The sequence below is a fragment of the Streptomyces sp. NPDC031466 genome (assembly GCF_055581265.1).
On the sequence record NZ_JBVIJT010000004.1, the window covers coordinates 107,201 to 134,127 of the forward strand.

15 protein-coding genes and 1 pseudogene are annotated in these 26,927 nt (G+C 73.0%); 9 read left to right on the top strand and 7 right to left on the bottom strand.

Translation table 11 applies throughout. From position 1 onward, the window contains the following. The first annotated feature begins 17 nt into the window (after positions 1-17). Genes ACZ5GP_RS09355 through ACZ5GP_RS09365 form a run of 3 tightly spaced genes read left to right on the top strand, consistent with a single transcriptional unit; the run spans position 18 to position 9,999 of the window. Entirely contained in the window at positions 18-7,337 is a 7,320-nt protein-coding gene (locus tag ACZ5GP_RS09355; protein WP_468750248.1) for an amino acid adenylation domain-containing protein, read from the top strand. Beyond that, complete coding sequence (locus tag ACZ5GP_RS09360; RefSeq protein WP_468750249.1) at positions 7,334-8,677, top strand: cytochrome P450; 1,344 nt, start codon at positions 7,334-7,336, stop codon at positions 8,675-8,677. The genes ACZ5GP_RS09355 and ACZ5GP_RS09360 overlap by 4 nt, the downstream gene beginning before the upstream one ends. 59 nt (positions 8,678-8,736) lie before the next feature. Then, on the top strand, positions 8,737-9,999 hold the full coding sequence (locus ACZ5GP_RS09365) for an MFS transporter (RefSeq protein WP_468750250.1): 1,263 nt from the start codon (positions 8,737-8,739) through the stop codon (positions 9,997-9,999). A 62-nt stretch (positions 10,000-10,061) separates the two neighbouring features. On the opposite strand, the gene ACZ5GP_RS09370 is transcribed toward ACZ5GP_RS09365, so the two are convergent. The 3 genes from ACZ5GP_RS09370 to ACZ5GP_RS09380 form a co-directional block, all read right to left on the bottom strand. Further along, on the bottom strand, positions 10,062-12,980 hold the full coding sequence (locus tag ACZ5GP_RS09370; RefSeq protein WP_468750251.1) for a helix-turn-helix transcriptional regulator: 2,919 nt from the start codon (positions 12,978-12,980) through the stop codon (positions 10,062-10,064). Positions 12,981-13,074: 94 nt separating this feature from the next. Next, complete coding sequence (locus tag ACZ5GP_RS09375; protein ID WP_468750252.1) at positions 13,075-13,302, bottom strand: hypothetical protein; 228 nt, start codon at positions 13,300-13,302, stop codon at positions 13,075-13,077. 70 nt (positions 13,303-13,372) lie between these two features. Further along, entirely contained in the window at positions 13,373-16,606 is a 3,234-nt protein-coding gene (locus tag ACZ5GP_RS09380; protein WP_468750253.1) for a type 2 lanthipeptide synthetase LanM family protein, read from the bottom strand. Positions 16,607-16,939: 333 nt separating this feature from the next. On the opposite strand from ACZ5GP_RS09380, the gene ACZ5GP_RS09385 reads away from it, so the two are divergent. Next, complete coding sequence (locus tag ACZ5GP_RS09385) at positions 16,940-17,566, top strand: helix-turn-helix transcriptional regulator (protein WP_468750254.1); 627 nt, start codon at positions 16,940-16,942, stop codon at positions 17,564-17,566. Further along, positions 17,563-18,018: a response regulator transcription factor gene (locus tag ACZ5GP_RS09390; protein WP_468750255.1), complete on the top strand. Its 456-nt coding sequence runs from the start codon at positions 17,563-17,565 to the stop codon at positions 18,016-18,018. Before ACZ5GP_RS09385 ends, ACZ5GP_RS09390 begins: the two co-directional genes overlap by 4 nt. A 291-nt stretch (positions 18,019-18,309) precedes the next feature. On the opposite strand, the gene ACZ5GP_RS09395 is transcribed toward ACZ5GP_RS09390, so the two are convergent. Further along, positions 18,310-19,236, bottom strand: a complete 927-nt coding sequence (locus ACZ5GP_RS09395; protein ID WP_468750256.1) for an NAD(P)-dependent oxidoreductase — start codon at positions 19,234-19,236, stop codon at positions 18,310-18,312. Positions 19,237-19,414: 178 nt separating this feature from the next. Between ACZ5GP_RS09395 and ACZ5GP_RS09400 the strand changes: the two genes are divergently transcribed. The 3 genes from ACZ5GP_RS09400 to ACZ5GP_RS09410 all read left to right on the top strand — a co-directional run bounded on the left by ACZ5GP_RS09400 (position 19,415) and on the right by ACZ5GP_RS09410 (position 21,642). Continuing rightward, positions 19,415-20,014 carry a TetR/AcrR family transcriptional regulator gene (locus ACZ5GP_RS09400; protein WP_468750257.1) on the top strand — a complete coding sequence of 200 codons (600 nt, stop codon included), beginning with the start codon at positions 19,415-19,417 and terminating at the stop codon, positions 20,012-20,014. A 608-nt stretch (positions 20,015-20,622) separates the two neighbouring features. After that, positions 20,623-21,027: a DUF6192 family protein gene (locus tag ACZ5GP_RS09405; protein WP_468750258.1), complete on the top strand. Its 405-nt coding sequence runs from the start codon at positions 20,623-20,625 to the stop codon at positions 21,025-21,027. Positions 21,028-21,042: 15 nt separating this feature from the next. Further along, positions 21,043-21,642, top strand: coding sequence for a hypothetical protein (locus tag ACZ5GP_RS09410; RefSeq protein ID WP_468750259.1), 600 nt, complete (start codon positions 21,043-21,045; stop codon positions 21,640-21,642). Positions 21,643-21,703: 61 nt separating this feature from the next. Here the strand turns inward: ACZ5GP_RS09410 and ACZ5GP_RS09415 are convergent. Together ACZ5GP_RS09415 and ACZ5GP_RS09420 are read right to left on the bottom strand one after the other, a co-directional pair. Beyond that, positions 21,704-22,589 (bottom strand): annotated as a pseudogene (locus tag ACZ5GP_RS09415) (transposase); the annotation flags it as partial. 182 nt (positions 22,590-22,771) lie between these two features. After that, positions 22,772-23,488, bottom strand: coding sequence for a DUF5995 family protein (locus ACZ5GP_RS09420; protein WP_468750260.1), 717 nt, complete (start codon positions 23,486-23,488; stop codon positions 22,772-22,774). A gap of 668 nt (positions 23,489-24,156) precedes the next feature. On the opposite strand from ACZ5GP_RS09420, the gene ACZ5GP_RS09425 reads away from it, so the two are divergent. Next, the gene (locus ACZ5GP_RS09425) at positions 24,157-25,680 is read left to right on the top strand and encodes a chitinase (RefSeq protein WP_468750261.1); all 1,524 of its coding nucleotides are present in this window, start codon (positions 24,157-24,159) and stop codon (positions 25,678-25,680) included. 630 nt (positions 25,681-26,310) lie between these two features. On the opposite strand, the gene ACZ5GP_RS09430 is transcribed toward ACZ5GP_RS09425, so the two are convergent. Further along, positions 26,311-26,919, bottom strand: coding sequence for a hypothetical protein (locus tag ACZ5GP_RS09430; protein ID WP_468750262.1), 609 nt, complete (start codon positions 26,917-26,919; stop codon positions 26,311-26,313). Positions 26,920-26,927 lie beyond the last annotated feature (8 nt).

A 26,927-nucleotide genomic window follows, 5' to 3' on the forward strand; every position in this document is an offset into this window, starting at 1 on the left:
GATAGGACCGCATTCCCATGACCACTTCACAGGTCGAGACCTCCCCCGTGCAGACCGGACTCTCCGCCGCCGCACGTGAGTTGCTGGAGCGCAGACTGCGGGGCCGCGCCGGCGCCCCGGCGGGCATCCCCCGCGTCTCACCCCGTCCGGACCGCGTCCCGCTGTCGGCCGCCCAGCAGGGCCTCTACTTCCTCCACCGGCTCGACCCGCAGGGCACCGAGTACCTGATGCCCGCCGCCTGGCGGTTCACCGGCCCCCTCGACGTCCTCGCCCTGGACGCGGCCGTCGGTGACCTGGTCGTGCGCCACGAGCAGCTGCGCGTGGTCTTCCCGGACGTGGACGGCGTACCGGCGCAGGAGGTGCGGCCCGCCGACGGCAGCGGCCTGGACCTGGTGGATCTGCCCGCGGGGGCGGATGCCCGGGCCGTGGCCGAGGCCGTGCGCAGGGCGGCGCTGCGCCCCTTCGACCTGACCGTCGAGCCCGGTTTCCGGGCCACTTTGGTACGTGTCTCGGCCGAGGACCACGTGCTGGTCCTGGCCCTGCACCACATCGTCGCCGACGGCTGGTCCCTCGACCTCCTCATGCGTGACCTGCGCGCCTTCCACCGGGCCCGGTCCGAGGGCACCGCGCCGCCCGCCGACCCGGCGCCGATCGCCTACGCCGACTACGCGATCTGGCAGCGCGGTCGCGACGAGAGCGCCGACCTCGCCTACTGGCGGGCGACCCTGGCCGGTCTGACCCCGCTCGAACTGCCCCTGGACCACCCGCGCCCGGCCACCCGCTCCTACGCCGCGGCCGTGCACACCGTCGAGCTGCCCGAAGAGCTGACGCGGGCGCTGACGGAGGTGGGCCGGCGGACCGACACCACCCCCTACATGACCACGATGGCCGCGTTCCAGGCCGCGCTGGGCTTCCACAGCGGACAGGACGACATCGCGATCGGCACGGTCGTCGCCAACCGCGAACGGCCGGAGACCGAGCAGCTGGTCGGGTTCTTCGTCAACACCTTGGTGGTACGGGCCGACCTGACGGGCGACCCGACCGGGGACGAGCTGCTCGCCCGGACCCGGGAGAGCGTGCTGGGGGCGCTCTCGCACCAGGCGCTGCCCTTCGAGCGGGTGGTCGAGGAGCTGAGTCCCGAACGGGACCTGTCCCGCAATCCGCTCTTCCAGGTGCTGTTCACCTACAGCACGGCCGAGCACGGCGACCACGCCCTCGGCGGCGCCACCGGCACGGCCTTTCCGATCGACCTGGACACCGCCAAGTTCGATCTGACGCTGGACGTCTCGGACGACGCGGGCCGGCTCGGCCTGCGCTTCGTCTACCGCCCCGACCTGTTCGCGGCGGAGTCGATGGCCCGGTTGGCGGAGCACACCGTGGCGGTGCTGCGGGCTTTCACCCGGACCCCGGCCCTCCCGCTGAGCCGGATGGAGCTGCTCACGGCGCCGGAGCGGGCCGAGCTGCTCGGCCCCGACGGCCCGGCGAGCCGGGCCGTCACCACGGCGGCGGACGCCGCGGCCGCCGCGCCCCGGCTCGCCTGGGAGCGGCTGGCCGAGCACATCGGCCGGACGCCGACCGCGGTGGCCGTCTCCGGGGGCGGCCGCTCCCTGACCTACGGCGAGCTGGACGCGGCCTCGCTGGCGCTGGCCGGGCGGCTGCGAGCGGCCGGGATCGGGCCACATTCCCTGGTCGGGGTGTGCCTGGCCCGGTCGGTGGACCTGGCCGTGGCACTCCTCGGGGTGTGGCGTGCGGGGGCGGCGTACCTGCCGCTGGACCCGGCGCACCCGCGGGCCCGGCGGGAGTTCACCATCGCCGACGCGGGGGTGGAGTGGGTCGTCACCGACGACACCGGGCGCGCGGCCGTGGAGGGGCTGGCGGTCGGGGTGGTCCCGCTGACGGACACCACCGCGACCGACAGCGCCGGCGCTCCCGGCGCGGCGGACCTCGCGTCCGTCGTCCCGGGCCCGGACTCGCTCGCCTACGTGATCTACACCTCGGGTTCCACGGGTCAGCCGAAGGGCGTCGAGGTCACCCACGCCAACCTGGCATGGCTGCTGGGCGCGGCCGACCACCACTTCGGCTTCGGCACCGACGACGTGTGGACCCTGCTGCACTCCCCGGCCTTCGACTTCTCCGTCTGGGAACTATGGGGTCCGCTGACCTCCGGCGGACGGGTGGTGGTGCTGACCGAGGACGAGGTCCGCGACCCGGCCGCGGTGCACGCCGTCCTGCGTGACGAGCGGGTCACGGTGCTGAATCAGACCCCGGCCGCCTTCAAGGGGCTGCGGGGCCATCTGGCCCAGCGGGGCGAGGACTTCGCCGCCCTGGCCCTGCGGACGGTGATCTTCGGCGGGGACGCCTTCGACGCCCGGGACTACCGCGACTGGTTCGCCGGTCCCGCCGCCGGGCGGCCCGCGCTGGTGAACATGTACGGGATCACCGAGACGACCGTGCACGTGACGTACCGGCTGATCACCGAGGAGGACACGGTCTCCCCCGTGTACTCGCCGATCGGCCGCCCCCTCGCCGGCCAGCACGGGTACGTCCTCGACCGGCACGGGCGGCTCGCGCCCCGCGGCACGGTCGGCGAACTGTACGTGGCGGGCGGCGGTGTGGCCCGCGGCTACCGCAACCGGCCCGAACTGACGGCCGAGCGCTTCCCGTCGGACCCGTTCGTCCCGGGCGACGGCGCCCGGATGTACCGCACGGGCGACCTCGTCCGCGTGCTTCCCGACGGGCAGCTCGCGTACGCGGGCCGCGCCGACCACCAGGTGAAGATCCGCGGCTTCCGCATCGAGCCCGGCGAGATCGAGACCGCGCTGCGCTCCCTGCCCGGCGTCCGGGACGCCGCGGTGGTGGCCCGGCCCGACGCGCACGGCGGTGCCCGCCTGGTCGCCCACCTGGTGCTGACCGAGGGCCGCCCGCTGGACGCGCCGGACCTGCGCGACCGGCTGCGCCTGACGCTGCCCGAGTACATGGTGCCCGCGCTGTTCGTCCGGCACCCGAAGCTGCCCATCACCTCCAACGGCAAGGTGGACCGCAAGTCCCTGGTGGCGGTGGCCGTCGAGGGGGCCGCCGCGCCCCCCGGGCACGTCCCGCCGACGGGTCCGGCCGAGGAGGCGCTGGCCCGCATCTGGTCGGACGTGCTGGGCGCCGAGCGGATCAGCCGTACGGCGAACTTCTTCGACTTGGGCGGCGACTCGATGCTGGCCCTGCGTGTGATCGGGCAGGCCCGTTCCGCGGGGCTGGGCCTCAGCGTCCCCGACCTCTTCCGGGCCCGCACCCTGGGCGACCTGGCGGCGCTGGCGACGCAGGCCGCCGAGGACACCGGCCCCGCGCCCGTGGAGCCCTTCTCCCAGCTCGACCCGGCCGACGCGGCGCGGCTGCCGCAGGGCCTCGACGACGCGTATCCGCTGACCATGCTCCAGGCCGGCATGCTGCACGAAATGCTCGCCGACCCGAGCCGCGGCGCCTACCACAACGTCACCGACCTCAAGATCACCGTGCCCGAGGGCTTCGACCTCGCCGCTTTCCAGGCGGCCGTGGACACCGTCGTACGGGGCCACAGCATCCTGCGGTCCTCCATCGACCTGGTCTCCTTCTCCGAGCCGCTCCAGCTGGTGCACGCGACCGCCGCGCTGCCGGTGGGCTACAGCGATCTGCGCGCGCTCTCCCACAAGGAGCAGTGGGCGTCCGTACGGGCCTACGTCGACGCCGAGTTCTCCCGGCGCTTCGACCTGGCGGCCGCGCCGCTGGTCCGCATCCACCTGCACCGGCTCACCGACCGGGAGCTGCGGCTCACGCTCACCGACTGCCACGTGGTGCTCGACGGCTGGAGCCTCACCTCGCTGATCGCGGACCTGCTCGACCTGCACCGGCAGGCCGTGGCGCAGGGCCGGACCCCGCAGCTGCCGGAGGCGCCCCCGTACGCCGAGTACGTCGCGCTGGAGCGGGCCGCGCTGGTCGACGAGGAGGGCCTGGAGTACTGGCGCTCGACGCTGGCCGACCTCAGCCCGGTGCTGTTCAACCGCCGCGGCACACAGGCCTCCGACAGCGGTCAGTTCGTGCACGAGGTGCGGCGCTCGTACGCGTCCTTGGCCGAGCCGATCGGCCGGCTGGCCCGGCTGGCCGGGGTGCCCCGCCGCACCGTCCTGCTCACGGCGTTCCACCACACCATGAGCCTGTTCGCCGAGCGCGACGGCTCCGCCGAGGGCCACTCGGTGGGCCTGGTCACCAACGGCCGGCCCGAGGTTCCCGGCTCCGACCGGATGCGCGGCCTGTTCCTCAACACCGTGCCGTTCGGGGTGCGCCGCCCCCGGGGCAGCTGGCTGGAGTACCTGAAGGCGGCGTTCGCGGCCGAGCAGGAGATGCTCCCGTACCGCAGGGTGCCGTTGGCGCGGATGGCGCAGCTGAGGTCCGGTGCTCCGCGCGTGGCGGACACCCTCTTCAACTACGTGAACTTCCACCGGCTGTCCGGGGACAGCTGGGACGACTCGCTGGAGATCGCCCGCACCGCGTTCCCGCTGATGCTCAACGCGAGCGTGGAGTCCCTCATCCTCGACGTCGACCCGGACCACCTGGCGCCCGCCACCGCCGAACAGCTCGCCGACCTGATGTGCGGGGTGCTGGAGGCGATGGCCACGCGCCCGGAGGGCCCGGTCACGGCCCCGGCACTGGCCGGCGAGGCGCGGATGCGGGCGCTGGAGGAATGGGGCCGCGGCCCCGACCTGCCGAGCACCTCGCTGATGTTCCACGAGTGCGTGGCCGAACACGCCGTGCGCACGCCCGGCGCGGTGGCCGTCCGACAGGGTGACCGGGAGGTCACCTACGCCGAACTCGATGCCTCCGTGCACCAGTTGGCGGACCGACTGCGCGCCCTCGGGGTCGGACCCGAGGTACCCGTCGGCATCTGCCTCGACCGGGGTCCGGAGCTGGTCCGGGCCGTGCTCGGTGTGCTGCGGGCGGGCGGCGCGTTCCTGCCGCTGGAGTCGCAGCACCCCCGCGACCGGCTGAAGTTCATCGTCGAGGACAGCGGGATGCCGGTACTGATCACCCAGTCCTCGCTGCTGGGGACGGTGCCCTTCGACGGCCCGACCCTGGTCGTGGACGATCCGGCGACCTGGGCGGCGCCCGCCCAGGTCCCGGCGCCGGCCCTCGCCGTCTGCGCGGACAACGCGGCCTACGTCCTCTACACCTCGGGCTCCACGGGCACGCCCAAGGGCGTCACCATCCAGCACCGCAGCCTGACCAACATGCTGGAGGGACAGCGCGACCTGTTCCCCGTGACACCCGAGGACCGGGTGCTCCAGTTCGCCTCGCTCAGTTTCGACGTCTCCATCATGGACCTGACCTGGGCCCTGGCGAACGGCGCCCAGCTGTGCACCCCGACGAGGGAGGGGCTGCGCGCCGGCGCCGACCTCGCGAACACCCTGCTGGAGTACGGGATCACCGTCGCGATGCTGGCCCCGAGCGCCCTGGCGGCCCTCGGCGAGGACCACTTCCCCGCGCTGCGGATCCTCCAGGTGTGCGGCGAGGCCTGCCCGGCGGAACTGCCCCAGAAGTGGGCGCGCGGACGGCAGTTCCACAACGTCTACGGGCTCACCGAGACGACCGTGTGGTCCGTCTCCACCCCGCTCGGGCCCGACTGCAAGCGTCCGCCGATCGGCCGGCCGATCCGCAACACCCAGGTGTACGTGCTCGACGAGGACCTCCAGCCGGTTCCCGTCGGGGTGCAGGGCGAGGTCTACCTCGGCGGGCGGGCCATCGGCCGCGGCTATGTGAACCGCCCCGGTCTGACCGCCGCCACGTTCGTCCCCGACCCGTACGGCGCTCCCGGCGGCCGGCTGTGCCGTACCGGAGACATCGGCGTCCAGCTGCCCGACGGCGCCGTGGAGGTCCTCGGCCGCCGCGACAGCCAGGTGAAGCTGCGCGGGTTCCGCATCGAGCTCGGCGAGATCGAGCACGGGCTGCGGGAACTGCCCGAGGTGCAGCAGGCGGTGGTCATGCTGCGGCGGGACCTGCCGGAACCGGCGCTGGTGGCGTACGTGGTGCCCGAGGAGGGCGTGCGGCCCGTCGTCGAGCCCTTCCGCCTGGCGCTGCGGGCCAAGGTGCCCGCATACATGGTCCCCGCGCGGTTCGTCTTCCTCGACGCGATGCCCGTCAACAGCAGCGGCAAGGTCGACAAGAAGGCCCTGCCCCTGCCCGCGGCCGACCGGCTGGGCAGCGCCACCGAGTACGTCGCGCCAGGCACCCCGGCCGAGGTGGCACTCGCCGAGGTCTGGCGCACGGTCCTCGGCATCGCGCGGGTCGGTGTCCACGACGACTTCTTCGCCCTCGGGGGGAGTTCCTTGTCCACCGTCCGGGTCGCCGCGCAGGCGGCCGCACGCGGGCTGAGCGTCTCCGTGCGGGACCTGCTGGAACTGCCCACGATCGCCCGGCTCGCCGCCCGCGCCACGGAGGCGGCGGAGCGTGCGGCCGGCGCCGACGTCCCGCAGGCCGCTCCCGGCCCGAAGGCCGTCACCTCCGAGGTCCGGCTGCGCGAGGGCGAGGGCACCCCGCTGTGGTGCGTGCACCCCAGCGGCGGCAGTGGCGCCTGGTACATGCCGCTCGCCCGGGCCCTGCCGCCCGGTCAGCCGGTTCGGGCCTTCCAGGCCCGCGGTCTGCTCGGCGGGGTGGACCCGACCACGATCTCCGGGATCGCGGCCAACTACGCGGCCGAGATCACGGCCCACGGCGGGGACGGCCCGCACGACCTGCTGGGCTGGTCCATGGGCGCCAACATCGCCCTGGAGATGGCCACCCAGATGCACGAGGCCGGTCACACCGTCGCACCGCTGACGCTGATCGAGCCGCACCTGCCCCACCCGGCGGCCTGCGAACGCCTCGCGGCGGTGGGCCGCGACATGGAGCGCGGGCTGCGGATGCGCGACCGCGTCCGTGAACTGCCGCCGTCCCCGGAGCGGGACGCGGCCGCGGCCGAACTCACCACCCTGCTGCTGGGCGCCGGCATGAGCCCGGGCGAGGCGGCCCTGGTGGAGCAGGCCCCCATCGAGGTCTGGCACTCGCTGCTGACCGCCCTGTCCGACTACGTACTGCGCCCCTACCCCGGCCACGTCCACCTCCTGGTGGGCAGCGCGGCCGCGGAACTTCCCGACGGGGAACCGATGCCCGGGCTGGACGTGGACTTCCGCACCTACGTCGCACGCTGGCGCGAGATCGCGCTCGGCGGGCTGACCGTCCACGTCACCGAAGGCGACCACATGTCCATGATGTCCGAACGGCTGATGCACAAGACCGCTGCTGTGCTCGGCCGGATCCAGTCGGAGGCACGCCGATGACCGTCCTGACCACGAACACGCCCACCGACACGAGCGCGTCCGCGGACCTCTCCGCCCCGATGTGCCCCATGTCCGGGCGCACCGCCCCGCCGGCCACGGCGCCCCGCACGGCTCCGCCCGCACCGCGGGCCCCCTTCACCGAGCGGTACCTGCTCGACCCCGCCGTCAACGCGGACCCGTACCGGTACCTCAACTCCCTGCGCGACCACGACCCCGTCTACTGGTCCGCCATGCACCGCGCGTGGCTCGTCACCGGCCACGGCCAGCTGATGCACTGCCTGCGCGACCCTGCGGTCTCCGCCGAGCGGGTGGGCCCGCTGATGGACGCCGTCCCCGAGGGCGCCCGGGAGGACACCGAGCGGGCGTACTCCGTCCTCTCCCGCTGGATGGTCTTCAACGACGCTCCGCAGCACCGGCGGCTGCGCCAGGTCTTCCAGGAGCAGTTCTCGGCGCGCTCCATCGGCCGCTACCGGACGTTCGTCGAGCGGGCCACCCGGGCCATGCTGGCCCGGCGCAGCGTCCCCGGCAGCTGCGGGGACCTGCTCGCCGACATCGCCCGGCCGCTGCCCGCGCTGGTCTTCGCCCGCTGGCTGGGCGTCCCCCAGGCGCACAGCCCCTCCTTCTGGTACTGGAACGCCCGGGTGGGCGACCTGGTCCTCGGGGCCGCCCAGGAGGAACGCGAGTACCGCACGTCCCTCCAATCCCTGGTGAAACTGGACGACTACCTCGCCGGTCTGGTCCGCGAGCGCCGCGCCGACCCCAAGGACGACCTGATCAGCTGCGTGCTGGCGGGCGGCCAGATCGGGAAGTCGGTCAGCGAGGAGGAGTTCGTCGGGATGCTGACCCAGATGGCCTTCGCCGGCGGCGAGACCACCAGCAACCTGATCGTCAACACCGTGCTCGCCCTGCTGAGCCACCCCGGGCAGCTGGCGGCGCTGCGCGCCGATCCGGACCTGGTGCCGCTCGCCGTCGAGGAGGCGATGCGCTACGACGGCCCCTCGAAGATGTCCATCCGCAGCGCGGCGCGGGACTTCGACCTCGACGGGCGCCCGGTGCGCGGCGGTGACCGGCTGTTCCTGGTCACGGCCGCCGCCAACCGGGACCCGGAGCGGTTCGCCGACCCGGACGTCTTCGACGTCGCGCGGGGCAGCGCCTCGCACCTCGGGTTCGGCTTCGGCGCGCACTTCTGCATCGGGGCCGCGCTGGCCCGGCTGGTGGCCTGTGCGGTGGTCGGCGTCCTCGTCGGCGAGTACCCGGACCTGGCCCTGGCCACGGACCGGCACACCTGGCAACCGTCCCTGCTCAACCGCGCCCTGACGGCGCTGCCCGTCCACTACTGACGCGTGGCCGTCCGCCACCGCACCGCGGCCGCCCCGGCGGCCCGACGAAGGGTCCGATCATGGCCACCACGCTGACCAGTGCGGGAACGCGGCTGGGCGCACCCGCCAAGCTGCCCGCCTTCCGGATGCTGTGGCTGGGACAGTCGCTGTCCCTGCTGGGGGACGGTTTCAGCTACATCGCCTTCTCCTGGATCACACTGAGCCTGACGCAGTCCACCCTCACCCTCGGCTACGTCCTCGCCTTCCAGGCGGTGCCGCGGGCGCTGCTGACCCTGGTCGGCGGCTCGCTCAGCGACAAGTGGTCCCCGCGGACCCTGATGACGCTCTCCAGCTGGGCCCGGGCCGTGCTGATGGGGGGCGTCGGGCTGATCGGGATGACGGGGTCGCTGACGGTGGCGATGCTGTGCTGCGCCGCCGCCGCGTTCGGCGCCGTCGACGCGTTCTTCCAGCCGGCCCGGGCCTCGATCCTGCCCTCGGTGGTGGCCAAGGAGCAGCTGGCCCCGGCCAACGCGCTGCTGGCGGTCGGCACGAAGGTGTCCTCCGTCCTGGGCCCCGCCGTCGGCGGCATGGTGGTGGCTCTCTCGGACGCGCCCGTCGCCTTCCTCGTGGACGGAGTGTGCTTCGCGCTCTGCGGGCTGTGCGTCTCGCGGATACGGACGGCCGCGGCGCGGGAGGAGCCTGGGGCGGCGGCGCCGACTCCGGCCGCGCCGGAGGCCGGGGACTCCCTGTTCGCCCGGATGCGGGCCGGGCTGCGCTACGCCCTGGAGGACCCGCGGATCCGCTCGATCCTGGTCATCGACACGGTGATGACCTTCTGTTACGCCGGTACCTTCACGGTCGGCTTCGCGACCCTCGCCAAGGTGGACCTGCACGGCGGCTCCGCGACCCTGGGCCTGCTCAACGGCGCCCTGGCGGGCGGCGCGATGCTGGGCACGCTGGTCGGCGGATCACTCAGCGGCCTGCCCCGGGTGGGCCTGCTGATCGCCGCGCTCGCCGGATGGCTCGCGGTGGGCATGGGGGTGCTGGGGCTGGCGGACAGTACGGTGGCCGCGTGCGTGACCGTCCTGGTGATGGGCTTCGGCATCGGGTTCCAGGGCGTCTTCGGCCTCAGCTGGATCCAGCGCACCATCGACTCCTCGGTGCTCAGCCGGGTGATCTCCATCGACATGGTCCTCGGCTACGCCATCGCGCCCGTCTCGCTGATCCTGTGTGGGGCCCTGGCCCAGGGCGGCAGCGGCCCGATGTTCGCGGTGTCGGGCGCCCTCCTCGCCCTGACGGCGGTAGGTCTGCTCAGCTCCCGGGCGGTGCGGGGGATGCGCTGAGCGGGCGGCGCCGGGCGCGGTGGACAGGGCCGGGGCGGACTCCCGCCGCGGCCCGTCAGGCCCTACGCCCGCAGGGAGGCCGAGAGTTCGCACAGGGCCGCCCGGTTGCTGCGGCCCGTCTTGGTCCCGAGGCTGGCGATGTGCTTCTCCACCGTGCGGGGCGAGATGTAGAGGCGGTCGGCGATGTCCTTGTTCCCCAGCCGCTCCGCGAGCAGCCGGAAGACCTCGTACTCGCGGACCGTGACCCCCTGGGTGCGCAGGACGTCCGGGATGTTGCCCGAGCCGCTGCGCCGCTGGGCGACGGGGGCGCCCATCCGGCGTAGGGCGGCCCGGCAGGCATGGGCGACCGGGGCCACCGACTGCTGGTGGAAGTGGAGTTCGGCGCGGCGCAGCCAGGCCACCGGCTCGCCCCAGCCGTCCTCATGGGCCGCCTCGGCGATCAGCCGCAGGCCCAGGTGCAGGGCGGTGGCGTACGGCTCGGCGGCGCGCAGGGCCTCGTTGACGGCCGCGGCCGCCAGGTCGGGTCTCCCCTCCCGGCCGAGCAGCACGGCCCCCGCGAAGTGCACGAACTGCCGGTTCCAGCGCATCCGGCCGGGGGCGGTGGCGGCGATGTTCTCGTAGGGGCCGCGGCCTGCCTCGCCGGAGAGCACGTCCAGGAGCAGCCCGACGCCGTAACGGCCGCTGAGGTAGTAGGTGCTGGGGTTGGTGCTCTCCAGCTCGGCCACGGTGCGCAGTTCGCTGACGGCGGCGGGCCGGTCCTCCTCCAGCAGCGCGCAGAACGCGCGGGCCAGGCCCCGGGTCAGCGGCTCCTCCTGGGAACCTCTGCCGTCCCATTCGGCGAAGGCGGCGAGCGCCCGTTCCATGCCCGCCCGGTCGCCCTGGTGCGCCGCGAGGGTCGCCTTGGCCATCAGGACGTAGCGGGTGACGGGGGCCAGGCGCAGCCGCTGTACGACGGCCAGGCACTCCTCGGCGCCCTGCGCGGCGGCGGCGAACTCGGCCCGCAGCGCCGCGTCCAGGATCATGATGCCGTCGATGGTGTACACGATGGTGGCGGAGCCGAGCCGCTGGGCCTCGCTGCGGGCCGCGAGGAGCGGGATCGTATTGCCCTCGGTCAGCCAGTTGTTCCCGCCGATGCGGGTGAGGGCGTACATCCGCTGGAGCGGCAGCTGGTGCTGCTCCGCGGTGTGCAGGGCCGATTCCAGCAGGGCCGTGGCCTCGTCGAAGTCGCGCTCGCGGGCGAGGGTGGCGAGCAGTTCCCAGGCCTGGCAGACCACCGTGGGCAGACTGTGCCGTTCGGCGGCCTGGAGCGCCGAGTAGGCGAGCTTCTCGGCGAGTTGGGTGCGGTCGGGGCCCGGGGTGTCGAGGGCGAGGTAGGCGGCCGTGACGTCGATGGAGGCGGTGCCGCACTCGTCGGGTTGCTCTCCGAGCAGGGCTCTGGCCCGGGCTATCTGACGGTTGCCGTCCTCCCAGCGCCCGGCGGTGTGGGCGACCTTCGCCAGCCGGGTGTGCAGGGCGGCGAGGCGCTCGGCGCTCAGGCCGCTGCCGCCGAGGGTGTGCAGGTTCTCGGCGAAACCGAAGGCCTGGGCGAAGTCGCCGGCTTCGGCGAGGGCGGGCAGCAGGGCCTCCATGGCGGCGGTACGGCCCGCCGCGTCCCCGCTGGCCGCGAGCAGCCGCTCGGCCCGGCCCAGCAGGGTGACCGCCGAGCCGATGGCCCCGGCGCCCAGTGCCCGCAATCCCGCGACGGTGAACAGCCGCCCCGCTTCCCCGTCGTCCCCGGCCTGCGCACGCAACTCCGCGACCAGCGGGCACCATTCGCCCTCCAGGTCGGGATAGAGCGCCTGGACCGCGTCGGCGGCACGCCCGGACATCTCCGCCCGGTTGGTGGGCGTGAGCTGGGTCAGCAGCGCCTCGGCGGTGAGCGAGTGGCGGAACGCGTACCAGTCGGGGGCCGGTTCGTCGTGCACGACGAGCTGCGCCGCGACGCCCGCGTGCAGGTGGCTGAGCAGGCTGCGGTCGTCGATCCCGGTCATCCGCTGGAGCACGGTCAGCGGGAACCGGCGGCCGATGACGGCGGCGGCGGACAGCAGGGTCAGGCCTTGGGGGGCGAGGCGGTCGACGCGTCGCAGGATGCCGCGAGCGAGGGCGGTGGAGACGTCGCTGCGCAGGTCGCCGACGACCCGCCAGCCGTCCTCGGCGCGGACCAGGGCGCCGCTGCCGATCATGCCCTGGAGGAGTTCCTCGACGAGGAAGGGACTGCCCGCGCTGTCGTCCCAGAGCCGGTCGAGGGCCGCCTCCGGCACGCCGTCCGGTTCGGTGTCGAGCTGCGCGGCGATCACGGCGCGGACCTCGGGGCGGGTCAGCGGGGCCAACTGGAGGACGGTTCCCACCCCGCGGCGGCGCGCCGATTCGGCCATGTCGAGGGCGTCGCAGGATTCGGTGCGGATCGTCACCAGGAGGACGACGTTGGTGTATTCGAGGTTGTCCACGAGGTACTCGACGACCGCGAGGGTCTCGGGGTCGGCGTCGTGCAGGTCCTCCAGCAGGAGGAGCTGGCCGTCCTCCCGGCCGGTGGCGATGAGCAGCCGCAGCACGGCCTCGCCGAGGATCACCATCGAGCTGTTGTCCTGGGCGTCGCTGCTCCAGTCCGGGATGATCCGGCCCAGCGCGGGCCGGTAGGGCCCGAGCGGCAGGTCGTCCAGGGACGGGCCGCCGGGCGGCCCGCCGCGGAACAGCGCCATCAGCGCTTCGGTCAATGGCCGGAAAGGCACTGTGGGGCCGGTGGTGCTGCTCCGGCCCCGCAGTGCCCGCATTCCGGCGGTGAAGGCCATTCCGACGGCCTCGGCGGCGAGCCGGGACTTTCCGATGCCCGCTTCGCCGACCAGGAAGACGACCCCGCCCCGTCCGTCCCTCGCCTCGGTCAACGCCTGCTTGATCTCCGCGAGGTGTGTGTCACGACCGATGATGTACCGCGTACGGGGCATGAGCGCAAATCTAGTTCATGCCCAGGTCGGTCGTGCACCCGAAGTCGGCCTCTCCCTCGCGCCCTCCTGCGCGATCGCGGTGCGGGCAGGGCTCCTACCAGGTGACGTTCGGGGCCGAGACGCTGGTGTCGATCTGGCTCAGCGTGACCACGAGTCCGCTGGTGAGCACGAGACCGGCCAGGGCGCGGGCCCGCGCGCACGCTCTGTTGCGGCCCGACAGGGTGATGCCGCCCGCGGGGTCCCCGGCGGGAACCGCGGTGGTGGTGTCGACGGCGTCGGTGGTGATGTCCGCGGCGGTGGCGTTGACCTGGAGCTCGCGCATGGTGGTGAGTCCCTTTCTCGGAACCTGAAGTGGAGTGTGGCGCTCGGAACGGCGGTGGGGACGGGATGGATCAGTGGAGCAGGAGGACGGACGGGACCGTCCCCGGGAAGCCCAGCCTGAGCAGGGCGTAGCCGATGCCGGACAGACCGGTGAGGAGTCCGGGTGAGGGGACGTGGTCGGGGGTGCCGCAGCGGTGGCCCTGGTCTTCGAGGCGGCCGAGGACCTGACCGGCCCGGCGGGTGAGGGCGGTGGCGGCGCCGGCGTGGCCCTGTGCGGCGAGGACGCTGAGCAGTTCCAGGGAGCCGAGCGTGCCGTGGCCGAGGCTGAGGTCGTCGAACTCGGCGCCCTCCGTGGACTGGCCGGCCTCGGCGGGATCGCCCAGCAGCGCCGCGCACCGGGTCAGTTCGGCCTGGGGCACCGGCTGGCCCGCCCGGGCCAGTGCGTCGGCCGCGGCGAGCGCGGTGCCCGCAAGACCGGAGTACCAGCCGAGGTCGGCCGGGTGGCTCAGCGCCGCGTCCAGCGCGGGGCGCAGCAGCGCGGCGCCGGTTCGGGCGCACTCCGCGGCCCGCGCGGCGGTGGCCGCGGGGCCGCGCTCGGCCTCGGCGGCGGCGTAGCGCAGCAGGGCCCAGCCGATGCCCGCGTCGCCCTGGGCGAAGCCGGGATCCGCAGGACCGGCTCCGGCGGCCAGGCGCCGTGCGGCTCGGTCGAGCAGCCGGTCGGCGAAGGCACCCGCGAGGGCGGCGGCGCCCGGCATCCCGGTGAGGCGGTGCACGGCGACGGTGGCGGCCAGCGCTCCGGCGAGGCCGTCGGCCAGGCCGGCCGGGCCTTCGGGGTCGGCTTCGACGGCCAGGGCGAGGGCGGTGAGCGCGTCGGGCAGGGCGGCCCGGAGCGGGCCGGCCCCGGTACGGCCCCCGCTCGCGGCCGCGTCCCCGTCGCCCGGCAGGACGGCCAGCCGGGCCACGGTGTAGACGATGCCGCTCAGTCCGTGCAGGGCGCCCGGCCCCACGGCGGCGCTCAGCGCCGGGCCGGCGGCCAGCGCGGCCAGCAGCTCCGGCAGCGGGGCGGCGGCCTGCCGGGCCAGCGCGGTATAGCGTCCGGCGCCGGTCAGCGCGCCGAGCTGGGCCAGGAAGAGGGCCACTCCGCAGTAGCCCTGGGCGAGTCCGCCGCCCATCGGCAGGACGGCCCAGTGCTCCCCGGCGACCTGCTCCAGGCCGAGCCAGTTGACCCGGCCGTCCCCGTGCACGGCGCGGGCCGCGATCTCGTCGGCGATCCCGCAGGCCGCGGTCAGCAGCCGGGAGGGCTCGGGCACGACGGCAGGGGCCGGGTGCCCGGCCAGCGCCGAACGGGGGCGGCCCCCGGTGAGGTTGGCGCCGGTCACCGCGAGGGTGGCCGAGATGATCCACTCCTGGTCGTGCCGGTCCACCTCGCCCATGGCGGCGATCTTGTCGAGCGCCGTCCGCAGGCTCGGCGCGGGCAGCACCCCTTCGACGCGCGTGCCCCGCGAGGTCCGCACCACGGTGTCGGCCGGGTGGTGGAAGAAGAGCGGCACGTCACCGGCCCATAGATCGGCGGTCTCGTCCTCGATCAGGCGCCGGCGGGCCGGGTCGTTCTCGGACTCCGCCCACAGGACGGCGAACAGCGCGTCCCGGGTCAGCGCGTCGCACAGCACGTCGGGGTGCGTCGACTCCTCCAGGAGGGTCGTGTAGAGCCGGGTGGCGCGGGCGATCAGTCGGCCCGGGCTGGTGGCCCAGCGGACCAGCAGCCCGTCTTCGCCGAGGAGTTCGGACCGGTGCGCGACGATCGCGTCGTAGCCCGCCCGGAAGCCTTCGAGCAGCGCGGCCCGGTGGTCGCCGTGACCGGCGGCCGGGTCCCGGGGGGCCGGCCGGTTCTGCCCGGCCGGGGTCTCGACGCGACCGCGCCGCACCCGCATCTCGTCCGTTCCGGCGCCTTCCCAGCTCATCCCCTCGCTCGGGTAGGAACCGCCGTCGCCGCCGCCGAAGGCGGAGATGTCCATGGCGCCGTGCTCGCCGATCAGCAGGCTGGGCAGCAGGCAGGTGCGGTGGACGGAGGCGGACAGGGCGGCCGCGGCCGGGTCGGATCCGCAGGTCACGGCGGCGGACAGACCCGCGTGGAGCAGGGTCTCGGCGTCCACCAGGACCGGCTGGTCCCGGCAGGCGATGACGTTCTCGTAGTGCATGTCCACGCCGTCCACCGCGTACAGCAGGGCGAGCAGCGCGCCCTGGCGGCGGTAGAACCGGTCCAGCTCCGTGGGCGAGGTGCACCAGGCGTGCTCGATGAACTCCAGCCAGCCGTATCCCGGCCGGCGCACCGAGCGCGGGGTCCGCAGGCCGAGGCCGGCGACCTTGTCGTTCGTCCAGGCGACCGCCTGGCCGAGGAGGACGTGCTGGTCGAGCGGGCGGGGCTTGTACACGACGGTGGCGCCGTCGGCGAAGCGCAGCAGGGCCACCGCCCGGTTGCCCTGGTGGACGTCGCCGCGGCCGAGGTCGATCCGTACCAGCGCTCCGGGTTCGGTGCCGCCGAGCAGACCGCGGACGACAGCGGCGCGGTCGGCGGTGTAGCGCCGGACCAGTTCCACCGTCGCGTCCGTGGCGTGGAGGCAGGACTGGGCCAGCATCCGGGCCAGTACCGGGTAGCCGGCGAAGAGCGCGGCCAGGCCGTCCCGGGTGCCGAGCCGGCCGAGGAAGTCGGCGAACCGCTCCCGCGAGGTCGCCCCCGCCAACTGCCCGGCGGCACGCGCCGTGTGCAGTTCCCTGACCAGGGTCCGGGCGCTCTGGCGGATCAGCCGGTCGCCGAGCCAGCCCTCGAACGCGGTGCGGACCGGGACCAGTTCCGACTCCGACAGCTCGATCCGCGCGGCCGCCTCCGTCCAGGCCGCCTCGGTCAGGGGGCGCAGCGCGGGCAGGAACACCGCGGCGCCGTCCGCCTCTTCGGAGCCGGCCGCCGGCGCGGCGGTGCCTGCCTCGCGCCCGGCCGGGGCCGCGGCCACGATGCGTTCGATGTAGTCGGCCCACTCCGGCTTCCCGGCGCGGGCGGCCAGCTGCCAGGACCGCTCCGCCGCGAGGGCGTACCCGGTGTCCTCGGTGGCCCCCAGGCTCGCCATCCGGGCCGCGAAGCCCTCAGGGTCCCCCAGGGCCCAGGAGGCGGGCCGGGAGTGGGGGGCGGCGGGCCGTGCGGGTGCGGGGGCACCCGGGGCGTCGAGCCGCTCCCGTAGGTTCAGGGCCTGCGCCCACCAGGAGTGGGTCAGGCCGCTGACCTCGGTTTCTGCGGCGGCGGTGTCAGTCACGAGAAGGAGACTCGCAGAGACGCCCGCCCCGCACATGGGGGCACGTCCCCCATATTCCCCGCGGCGGCCCCCACCACCCCCCGTCCGCACCGCCCGGCACCCGCCGCCGCGGTGCCCGGCCCCGGCGCGCGCACCCCCTCCGACCCGCCGCGACGCCCGCCGGGGGTGAGCCGGGCGGCGCCCTTCACCGGATCCGACGCTCGTGACGCCGGGTCTTCACAAATGTGGGGGCGGGGGCCCGATGCCCCGCCGCACGGTTGCCCCCCACTCTGGGAACCAGCGCCCCCTCCGCCGGCCCGACACCCGGTAGGCGGATGACTTTCGGAGGATCCGGTGGGAGAACCCGTCCCTGTCAACGTCGTCGCACTCGATCCGGTGCTGGAAGCCGGCACCAAGAGCGCCCTGCTCGCCTGCCCCGAGGTGATCCTGGCCGCCCCGGGTGGCGGACCCCGTGTCGTGGTCATGACCGTGGACCAGGTGGGCCGTACGGAACTCGACGTACTGCGCTCGATCCGGGAGACCCCGTCCCGGCCCGACGTGGTGCTGGTGGCGGGGGAGCTGGAGCCCACTGACGCCCTGCACGCCATCGCGGCGGGGGCCCGGGGGCTGCTGCGCCGCCGCGAGGCGGATCCCGTCCGTCTCGCCCGGGCCGTACGGGCCGCCTCCCGCGGTGACTGCACGCTGCCGCCGGACCTGCTGGACCTGCTGCTGGAACACGCCGGCGGCCGGGGCACGGCGGCCGACGCGGTGGCCGGTCCCTGGGACGCGGCCGGGCTCAACGACCGGGAGCGGTCGGTCCTGCGGATGGTCGCGGACGGACACGAGACCAGCGAGATAGCCGAACGGCTCTGCTACTCACCGCGGACGGTGACCACCGTGGTCCAGAACATCACCCAGCGCTTCCGGTTGCGCAACCGCGCCCACGCGGTCGCCTACGCCCTCCGGGCAGGCATGCTGTGAGCGCCGTCGCCGCACCGCCGCGCTCGTCCGCCCGCGGGGCCGGCCGCCCGACCACCCGCCCGGCCACCAGGGAACCCGCCCTCGAAGCGGCCCTCGAAGCGGGCCGGCTGAGCCGGATGCTGGCCCAGGTCGCCACCGGTCTCGCGCCCGCCCCCGAACCGGCCCCGGACACCGTCGAGATGCCCTACCCGGACCTGGTCCGGCTGCTCGGCGGTCACACCGCACTGCCCGCCCCGCGCCCCGAACCGGCCGCAGTCACGCCTCAGCTGACGGCCCGCCAGACGTCGGTACTGGCCCTGATGGCGGAGGGCCACGGCAACGCGGTGATCGCGCGCACCCTGTCCTGCTCGGAGCACACCGTCAAGAACGTCATCTACGAGATGATGTCCCGCCTGCACGCCCGCAACCGCTCGCACGCGGTGGCCTGCGCGGTCCACTACAGCCTCATCTGAACGTGCGCGGTCGGCGAAGTAGCTCCTGTATGTGGTGACACAGCCCTTGAGGAGCCGCCGTCCTTGGAGTAGTCCCAGGAACCTGACCACACGGCACTCCAGGTGCGGAAACGGACAGCACACCGCACACGAACCCGAGACCCGCATCCGGCCCGGGGCCTCCCCGGAGCCGAATACCCGGAGCCGACCGGCTGCTGGTGCGGCTGCTGGTGCGGCTGCGCCGGCACGGGGTGGCGTCGGCCGTCGTCACGTCGGGTGGCCGTCGGCCGCCCGCCGCGGGCCGCTCGCGGGCTACCGGGTCCGCTCCGCGGTCGCCGGTGTCGTCCGTGTCGTCGCCCCGGCGGTCCGGGCCTCGATCGCGTGGAGCACCGCGACCATGTCCTCGCCGCCGTACCCCCGGCGCACTGTCTCGTCGTAGAGGGCGTGGCAGACGTCGAGGAGCGGGGACGCCAGACCGGCCTCGCGGGCGGCTTCGGCGATCAGCCGATTGTTCTTCAGGACGTCCGCGGCGGCCGCCTGGACCGAGAAGTCCCGGTCGAGCAGCTTCGGCGCCTTGACGCGTGAGACGGCGCTGGCCAGGGGGCCCGCGTCCAGCACAGCGCGCAGCAGGCCCTGGTCGAGGCCGTGCCGGTCGGCGAAGTGGAAGGACTCGGCGAGTCCCGTGACCACGGTGATCAGGAACAGGTTCACGGAGTACTTCATGAGCAGCGCCCCCGGGACGGCCCCGCAGGGGAAGGTCTCGCGGCACATCGGGGCGAGCAGCGCCCGTACGTCCGTCACGGCGTCCTCGTCCCCCGCGAGCATCCCCACCAGCTCGCCCCGTTCGGCGGGGACCCGGCTCCCGGAGACGGGAGCCTCGACGTACCGTCCGCCCGCGGCCCGGATGTCGTCCTGCAGGCTACGGGAGTACTCGGCCGAGGTGGTGCCCATGTGGACGACGGTGCGGCCGGCGACACGTGCGCCGAGAGCCGGGGTGCCGCGCGCGAGGACCGTGTCGACGGCGGCCTCGTCGGCCAGCATGAGGAACACGGTGTCCGTCCGGCGGAAGACCTCCTCGGCGCTTGCCGCGACCTCGGCGCCCGCGGCGCGCAGCGGCTCGCACCGCTCGGCCGTGCGGTTCCACACCACGAGCCGCGTCCCGGGGGCAAGGGCCAGGTTCAGCGCCATGGGCTGTCCCATGACTCCCAGGCCGATGAAGCCGACGCTGCCGACGCCCATGACGTACCGCCCTTTCCGCCCGCCCGAGAGCCGGGCGGCCGCCGAGACCTCCGACTATGACAGCGGTCATGGTAGCGGGGATTATGACGGTCGTCATATGGTGACGACCGTCAGAGGGTGAGGGCGGTCGTAGGGTGAGCCGGCAACACACCTACGACTGAGATGACGGAGGGCGGCGATGGCCGAGGTGGAACGGGGGCCGCGCGAACGGATGGTCTTCAGCGCCGCGCAGCTCATCCGGCGCGAGGGAGTCCTCTCCACCGGTATGCGCGAGGTCGCCGCCGACGCCCGGGCGCCTCGTGGTTCGCTCCAGCACTACTTTCCCGGCGGGAAAGCGCAGTTGGTCGCGGAGGCGGTGGGCTGGGCGGGTGGTTATGCGGCGAAGCGGGTCGCCCGCTTCCTGGCCGCCCTGCCCGAGCCGACGCCGAGCGGTCTGTTCGCCGCGATGGTGCGCCAGTGGACCGACGAGTACGAGACGGCGGGCTTCGCCGGAGGCTGTCCGGTGGCGGCCGCCACGGTGGACTGTGCGGAATCGGTCCCCTCCGCCCGGCAGGCCGCGGCCGCCGCGTTCCGCACATGGACCGGAGCGGTGGCCGAGGCTCTGACCGGGATGGGCGTGCCGGAGGAGCGGGCCGGTGGGCTGGCCACCCTCATGGTCAGCAGCCTGGAGGGGGCCGTGCTTCTCGCCCGGGCCGAACGGGACGTCCGTGCTCTGACGACCGTGGTCCGCGAACTGGGCCCCCTCCTCGACGCGGCGGTCGGCACGAAGGGCGACTGAGCGCGCCGCAAGCACCCCGTGGGGCGGCACGGCGACCCCGAGAGGGTTTCAGGTGCGAGAAGGATCCGGGTCGGCCCGCGCTCGGCCACGGCCCGGAGTGTTCCCCTTCCCGCGCCACCGTCCTGATCTCCTCCTCGGAGAGGGCCCCGCCCAGGTGCGCACCTCGTCGATGTCGCCGTCGAGGTGGTGGGCGCCGGTGCCGTCGGCGGCGGAGTCCCGGCCGGCCTGGAGGAACGGGCGGGGGAGCCGCCCGCGGCGCGCGACCACCGCCCCTCGACGACCGCACCAGCGGGACCGGGCGACAGGCGCGAACCGCCGTAGCGGATCGGTGTTCCGGTGCGAGCGACCTGTCGTCCCCCGGCCGACCTCCTCAGGCACGCACCTCAGTGATCGTCGCAGGATGACGTGCGAAGTCGCCGCGAAAAGGGCTGACCCGCACGCTAGTTGAAGTGGGCTGAAGTTCCCCTTCTTCGCGGCCATGTGGTGCCCATGGCCGAGCCGCACAGCGGTCGGTCCTTCCGTGATGACCTGTTCGGCGTCTCGGCGTGGCCGTATCGGTTGTCGGAGGACATCAACGTCCCGTACAACGCGATCAAGGAGTACCGGTGGTGGCGAGCCGGTTTCCGGAGCGGCACCGGTGCGCGGGGGTTGCTTTCAGCACGCACCAGATCCTCGCGGGGATTTCCGACTACGAGGAACGGTGGGCGGCGAGCAAGAATCCGCCGCTGGACGAGCGGACCGGGAAACGGCGGTGGACACCGGAGACAACGCGGCAGCGGGTCGGCTACCACGGGCCAGGCCCGGAGAGCGTGCAGGAGAAGATCGAGGCCGCGCACGACCTGGTCGCCGACAAGCAGGTGGCCACGAAAGTGGCGACGGATCTCTTGCGCCGACCGTCGGTGGCGTGCAAGGCCATGACCGACGACACCGCCCGCCACCAGGTCAATTTCTGCTCGAACTCCCTTCCCGGTCCCCGGGACAGCTCATGCTGGGGCATGAGCTGTCCCATATGACGGAGGGTATCGAGCATGGACCTAGGCAACCTCGTGGCGATCATCGCCCTTGCCGGCATCCCCGTTACCGCCTTGGTGGGGCACTGGCAGAAGCGGGCTGTGCTGGCACAGGCCGAGGCTGCACACAGAACGGCGATGGCACAAGCAGAAGCCGCCCATCGAACTGCGATGGAGGTCGCGGAGAAGACCCACCAAGGCGCCTTGGAAGTTCTGCGCCGCCAGAACCGAGCGGAGACGGAACGCCGGAAACGTGAAGAACGGCACGCCAGGTACATGGGCATGCAAAATGCGTTGTCGGAGATGCGGGAGGCCGTGTTCGCTGAACCGTTCGACCAGTTGCAGGTCAGAGCAGCCGGAAGCCAAGTGCATCGGGCGGAACACGCACTCGCCATTCATGCTGTAAGTAGAAGCGTCGCAACCCTGGCTCGCAGCGTTACGTACGTGGCCTTGGGCATCATCTGGCCCCGGCACGCGCGCTCCTCGATCAGCGCGGCGGATGCTCCACGCTACTGGGCCGAGGTGGTGGCGCCGCTTCGGCGTGAACTCGATGAGGCGATCAGAGACGAGCTGGAGGCGGAAGTGGAAACGGAGAATCACTCCCCGGACACCCTCTAGAAGCCTGTCTTTGCCCCCTGCGAAGCGGCGGGGGTTCAAAGACAGGCTCTGAGCTTGTTCTCTATCTACCAGGCCTGCCAGTCTTACCGATGGCCTTGACGGTCTCGGGGCGTTTGACGGTCTTGCCGACCTCGTAGCGGGGTGCCCGGTGTTTGTTCTTGGCGCCAGGTGGTCGTCCGGGGCCTGTGCCTCGTGGTTGGGGAACACGGGTCGAACAGGCGAGGTGAGCGCGGGTGTTCCTGAACCTCCGGCGGACCCGAGCCTGCCAGAAGCGGTCCACGTCGTCCGGAGTGACGCCGGTCTTGGAGGACCATAACCATACCGGCGGGGCATCACGGTCCTTCGATGGATGCTCGGCCTTCAACCGGATCAACGTGCCCCCCAATGGGGCGAAGTTCGCCGTCGTGGTCGAGCCATGAGGAGCGGTGGGTGAGCCGTGGGTGGCCCCGGTCCCATGCCTGCGCCTCGGCCTTGCCGTAGTCGCTAGTTGCTAGTTGCTAGTTGCTAGTTGCGGTGACCGTGGTGATCCCGGGCTCGGGCCAGGTCTCCGGCTTGGCGATGTGGAATTCCGGGCCGTGCTTAGGCGACCGGTCGCCCTTCGGGTCGTAGGCGTGAGGCGGCTCCGGCAGTCGCATGACGCGGTCGGAGCGGACCCGACCGACCACCTCGACCGGTAGATCGCGCTGGCCCCAGGGCAGGCGGGTGACGTCGTAGCCGGCATTGCTGACGGTCGCGATGTCCGGGCCCCCGGCCCGCCACTGACCTACGGCGATGAGCCGTTCAACGACTCCCCGCAGCTGGGCGGCGGTGACCGCGGTGGCGTCGTCCACCGGGCCGAGCCGGACCGCGTCCAGGATGGCGGTCCAAGAGGTGGCGCCCGGCTCCAGGACGGCGACGAAGGAGCAGGGCCAGCCCGGGATGAACTGCGACGCCGTCTTCGCCCGGCCTTCGTCTCGGTCACGTGCACCTTGGTCGGAGCACAGGATCAGACGAAGGCCGCCCTCACGTCCGGCAAACCTCAGGTGAGCGACTCGGTGCGAGACACCGTTCGAGGCTGGAAGAAAGAACAAGCTCAGTGAGCGCGAACGGGCCCGCCGAGGCCGCGTGACCCGGTGGCGGGCCTCAGCGATCACGAAGGATTGTGGGCAGCGCAGTAACGGTCGCGGATGCGGCGGTAGTCGGGGATGCGGGGTGCGGCCAACCGGGCGGCCCAGCGTTCGGCGTTCGCCTCGATGGAGCGCACCACGTTGCGGCGGGCACTCTCGTCAGGGGCGTCGCGGAGTTGCCGGGCGTGTGTCCAGGCGGTCTCGCGCCAGGAGCGGAAGAGCTGGGAGGCGGTGAGGCCGGCGATGGGGTTCCACTGGTCGTCGGCGAGTGCCACGATCTGGTCGTAGCGGGCGGCGACGTCGCGTACCGCAGGGCCATAGGCGCGGTCGAGAACGGTCTGGAAGCGGTCGTAGTCCGCCTTGCGTGAGGAACCGTCGGGGCTGCGCAGTCCCAGGCGGGCGAGCACGTAGGGCATGTCGCGCTGGATGTGGGCGTTGGCACCGAGCAGTACGTCCTGCCCGGCGGTGACGCCGTCGGCACGGGCCGCCGCGAAGGCGATGCCCCAGGCGGCAGGAACGGTGCGGCCGTCCTGGTCGGCCTGCCGGGCGGACAGGTAGAGGTTGACGAACCCGGTGTTGAGGTCGCCCGCCAGCCAGGACGGTTCGTCGAACGCGCGCGGGTTGCGTACCGCGTCCTTGAGGGACTGCTCAAGGTGCACGTAGATCGCCGGGAACGGCGCCCGGTGGTCGCACCCCAGCTCGTCCCGCACCTGCCGCAGCGTCTCCTGTGCCTCAGCCACACAGCCCACCACCGGCCCATGGCAGCCAAGTTCACCTCGTGTGGCCCCCCCCTGCAGCGCTCGCCGGAATGGCCGCTGAAGCGCACAGCCACGCTGAAAGCACCACCGCACACCATGCCCGTACAGGCGAGATACCGACCGCCACCTCGCACCCCTTTCCACGTCCCGCTTCCGCCCTTGAGAAGGAAACGACCGGAGGGACAGGGGGTAACGGTGACTTGGGCACGTCGCGGCACTGGACGTTGCCGGGGAAATGACAGCGAACAGATACCGATGCGGCGCACGCCTGCCGACCCGTGTTCCCCAACCACGAGGCACAGGCCCCGACGGCCACCTGGCGCCAATCGCCGCGTCGCCCCCCCCCGGGAAACTGAGGGCCGCCCGTACGCCACTGACTTCGGTGCGCGCACTTGGGCCATGGACGGAAGGCTTCGTCCATCGGTCCGTCCCGACCCGCGGGGCGACGCGCCTCGCTGGAAGTTGAACGTTGGTCCAGCCCACTACTGGATGCCCTGTACAGCGGTGGGCCATGCGGGGACCCCGGATTGGTCTAGTCCCTCTTTGGTCCAGACCATTGACCCGTGGTCGGGCGGGCGCTATCCATTACTCGGCACCACGCTTCCCCCGCACGGACATCGGCTTCCCCCCCACCACACTCCGGGACTGACATGAGATTCGCGCTTCCCTTCCGCGCGGCCGTCACCGCAGCCGCCACCACGGCGGCCGCGCTGGGCCTCGCCCTCACGGGAACCGGCACCGCCCAGGCCGCGACACCCCTGCCGAACCACGTCTTCGCCCCCTACTTCGAGGCCTGGACCGGCGACAGCCCCGCAGCCCTGGCCGCGCAGTCCGGCGCCAAGCACCTGACGATGGCCTTCCTCCAGACGGCCACGAAGGGTTCCTGCACTCCGTACTGGAACGGCGACACGACCATGCCGGTCGCCGCTTCCACGTTCGGCAGCGACATCAAGACCATCCAGGCCAACGGCGGCGACGTCATCCCCTCCTTCGGTGGCTACACCGCCGACACCACCGGCACCGAACTGGCCGACAGCTGCACCGACGTCCAGCAGATCGCCGCCGCGTACGAGAAGGTCATCACCACCTACGACATCTCGCGGCTCGACATGGACATCGAGATCGACTCGCTCGACAACACGGCGGGCATCGACCGGCGCAACAAGGCCATCAAGATCGTCCAGGACTGGGCGGCGGCCAACGGGCGCAAGGTGGAGATCTCCTACACCCTGCCGACCACCACGCACGGCCTCGCGGACAACGGCAAGGCGCTGCTGCGCAACGCCGTCAGCAACGGCACCCGGGTCGACGTCGTGAACCTCATGACGTTCGACTACTACGACAACCAGACCCATGACATGGCGAAGGACACCCAGACCGCCGCCCAGGGCCTGTACGACTTCCTCGCCGGGCTGTACCCGAGCAAGACCCCGGCCCAGCTGTGGAACATGGTCGGCATCACCGAGATGCCGGGTGTCGACGACTTCGGCCCGGCGGAGACCTTCACCCTGGCCAACGCCCGTACGGTCTACGACTGGGCGGTCGCCAAGGGCATCAACACCCTGTCCTTCTGGGCGCTGCAGCGGGACAACGGCAGCTGCCCGGGCGGGGCCGCGGCGGACAACTGCTCCGGCATCCAGCAGAACACCTGGGACTTCAGCCACATCTTCGCCCCCTTCACCAGCGGCACCGGCACCCCGGCCAACGACTTCTCCGTAGCGCTCAGCCCCGCCTCGGGCTCCGTGACGGCCGGCCAGTCCGCCACCGCCACTGTGAAGACGGCCGTCACGGCCGGTCAGGCGCAGCCGGTGAAGCTGTCGGTCAGCGGCGCCCCCGCCGGCGTGACCGCCTCCCTCAGTCCGGCGTCCGTCACGGCGGGCGGCACCTCGACGCTCACCCTCGCCACCACCTCGGCAGCCGCCTCGGGCACCTACACCGTCACCGTCACCGGAGCGGGCACCACCGGCAGCCACTCGGCGACCTACGCCCTGACCGTCACCGGCGGCAGCGGCAGCCAGTGCACGATCGACGCCTGGGCCAAGAGCACCGTCTACACCGGCGGTCAGCAGGTCTCCCACAAGGGCCACACCTGGAAGGCCAAATGGTGGACGACGGGTGAGGAGCCCGGCACCACCGGTCAATGGGGCGCTTGGCAGGACCTCGGCGCCTGCTGACACCCACCCCTCCCCGACCCCCGGTACGACCGGGGGTCGGGAAGCCGTTGAGAGGGGAGCCGGGCCGCTGCGGCCCGGCTCCCCTCGCCGTTCCTCTTCCCCCTCGCCCCAGGTGGGAGTGCGCGCGGCAACCGCCCCGGGCCGTCACCCGGGGCTTGCGTGGTGCGTGAGTACCGTCGGCCGAAGGTGCCCCGGCACGGACCGATCAGGACCGGCGCCGGAGTTCAACCCACCACAGGGACCGACCACCGTCCACGAGCCCCGGGCCGATTGCCTACGAACCCGGCGCCGTGCTTCCCGTCGGACCGTGGCGCCCCCTCACCGATGCCGCCGCCCGCGCTGTCACCGCGCCCACCGTCACGCCGGCGAGCACGCTCGTGGAGAGCGTCCGGCCGCCCCCGCCGGCACAGGACCGTCTCGACGACCTCGCCCCGGCCGGGGGCGACCCGCAGGCCCAGTACATCGGCCAAGCACTCGCCAAGCCCGACATGCCCACCACGAGCGACAACCACCGAGATGGCCGCCTCACCGGCCTCAACCTCGGCCCCGGCGCCCGCTGCGCTACCCCTATAAGGCCGGCCTTGGCCAGGCGAACGAGAACGCCGGCGACGCGGACGTCCGAACCGTTGCTCAGTCGGTGGATGTCTGGGGCTGCTGCGTACCGGAAGGCACTGCGGCCGGGGCGACTGTGGTGTAGAACACCGAGGAGCCCTGCTTGGCGCGTTCGGCCCGGCCCTTGGCGACCAGGTTCTCGACCGTGGTTCGCACGACGCCGGGCTTGATGAGCCGGTCGGGGTGAGCCTGAGCGAGGGCAGTGGTGATTTCGGCCGCCGAGCGCGGCTCGCTCTGCGTGCGCAGATAGTCGCCGATCAGCTCGACCAGGGTCGGCCCCGCTGCCGGTTGCGCCGGCTTCTTCGAGGCGGCCTTGCCGATCTGCTCGGGCCCCTTGTCCTTCGCCCGGGTCGTTCCGGACTTGCGCGCGCCGGCCCGTGGTGCGGGCACCTGCTTCTTGCGGGCCGACGCCTTCTTCGCGGCACGCGCCGGTACCTCCGAGGAGCCCAGTGCCTGCTGCACCTTGAGCAACACTGCCTGATCCCTCTCCAGCGCCTGCAACTGCTCCTGCAGCGCTGCGACCTCAGCCCCGATGCGTTCCTGTTCCTTGAGGTTGGTTTCCAGATCCGCGGCTACTTGGGTGACATAGCCGGCCTGAACTCCGGTGGTACTCGGCTGGACCTTCACAACAGCTG

What these genes read in the sequence shown, in the direction of transcription:
- ACZ5GP_RS09355 (WP_468750248.1), top strand. Translation starts at nt 18, where the DNA reads ATGACCACTTCACAGGTCGAGACCTCCCCCGTGCAGACCGGACTCTCC.
- ACZ5GP_RS09360 (WP_468750249.1), top strand. Translation starts at nt 7,334, where the DNA reads ATGACCGTCCTGACCACGAACACGCCCACCGACACGAGCGCGTCCGCG.
- ACZ5GP_RS09365 (WP_468750250.1), top strand. Translation starts at nt 8,737, where the DNA reads ATGGCCACCACGCTGACCAGTGCGGGAACGCGGCTGGGCGCACCCGCC.
- ACZ5GP_RS09370 (WP_468750251.1), bottom strand. Translation starts at nt 12,980, where the DNA reads ATGCCCCGTACGCGGTACATCATCGGTCGTGACACACACCTCGCGGAG.
- ACZ5GP_RS09375 (WP_468750252.1), bottom strand. Translation starts at nt 13,302, where the DNA reads ATGCGCGAGCTCCAGGTCAACGCCACCGCCGCGGACATCACCACCGAC.
- ACZ5GP_RS09395 (WP_468750256.1), bottom strand. Translation starts at nt 19,236, where the DNA reads ATGGGCGTCGGCAGCGTCGGCTTCATCGGCCTGGGAGTCATGGGACAG.
- ACZ5GP_RS09400 (WP_468750257.1), top strand. Translation starts at nt 19,415, where the DNA reads ATGGCCGAGGTGGAACGGGGGCCGCGCGAACGGATGGTCTTCAGCGCC.
- ACZ5GP_RS09410 (WP_468750259.1), top strand. Translation starts at nt 21,043, where the DNA reads ATGGACCTAGGCAACCTCGTGGCGATCATCGCCCTTGCCGGCATCCCC.
- ACZ5GP_RS09425 (WP_468750261.1), top strand. Translation starts at nt 24,157, where the DNA reads ATGAGATTCGCGCTTCCCTTCCGCGCGGCCGTCACCGCAGCCGCCACC.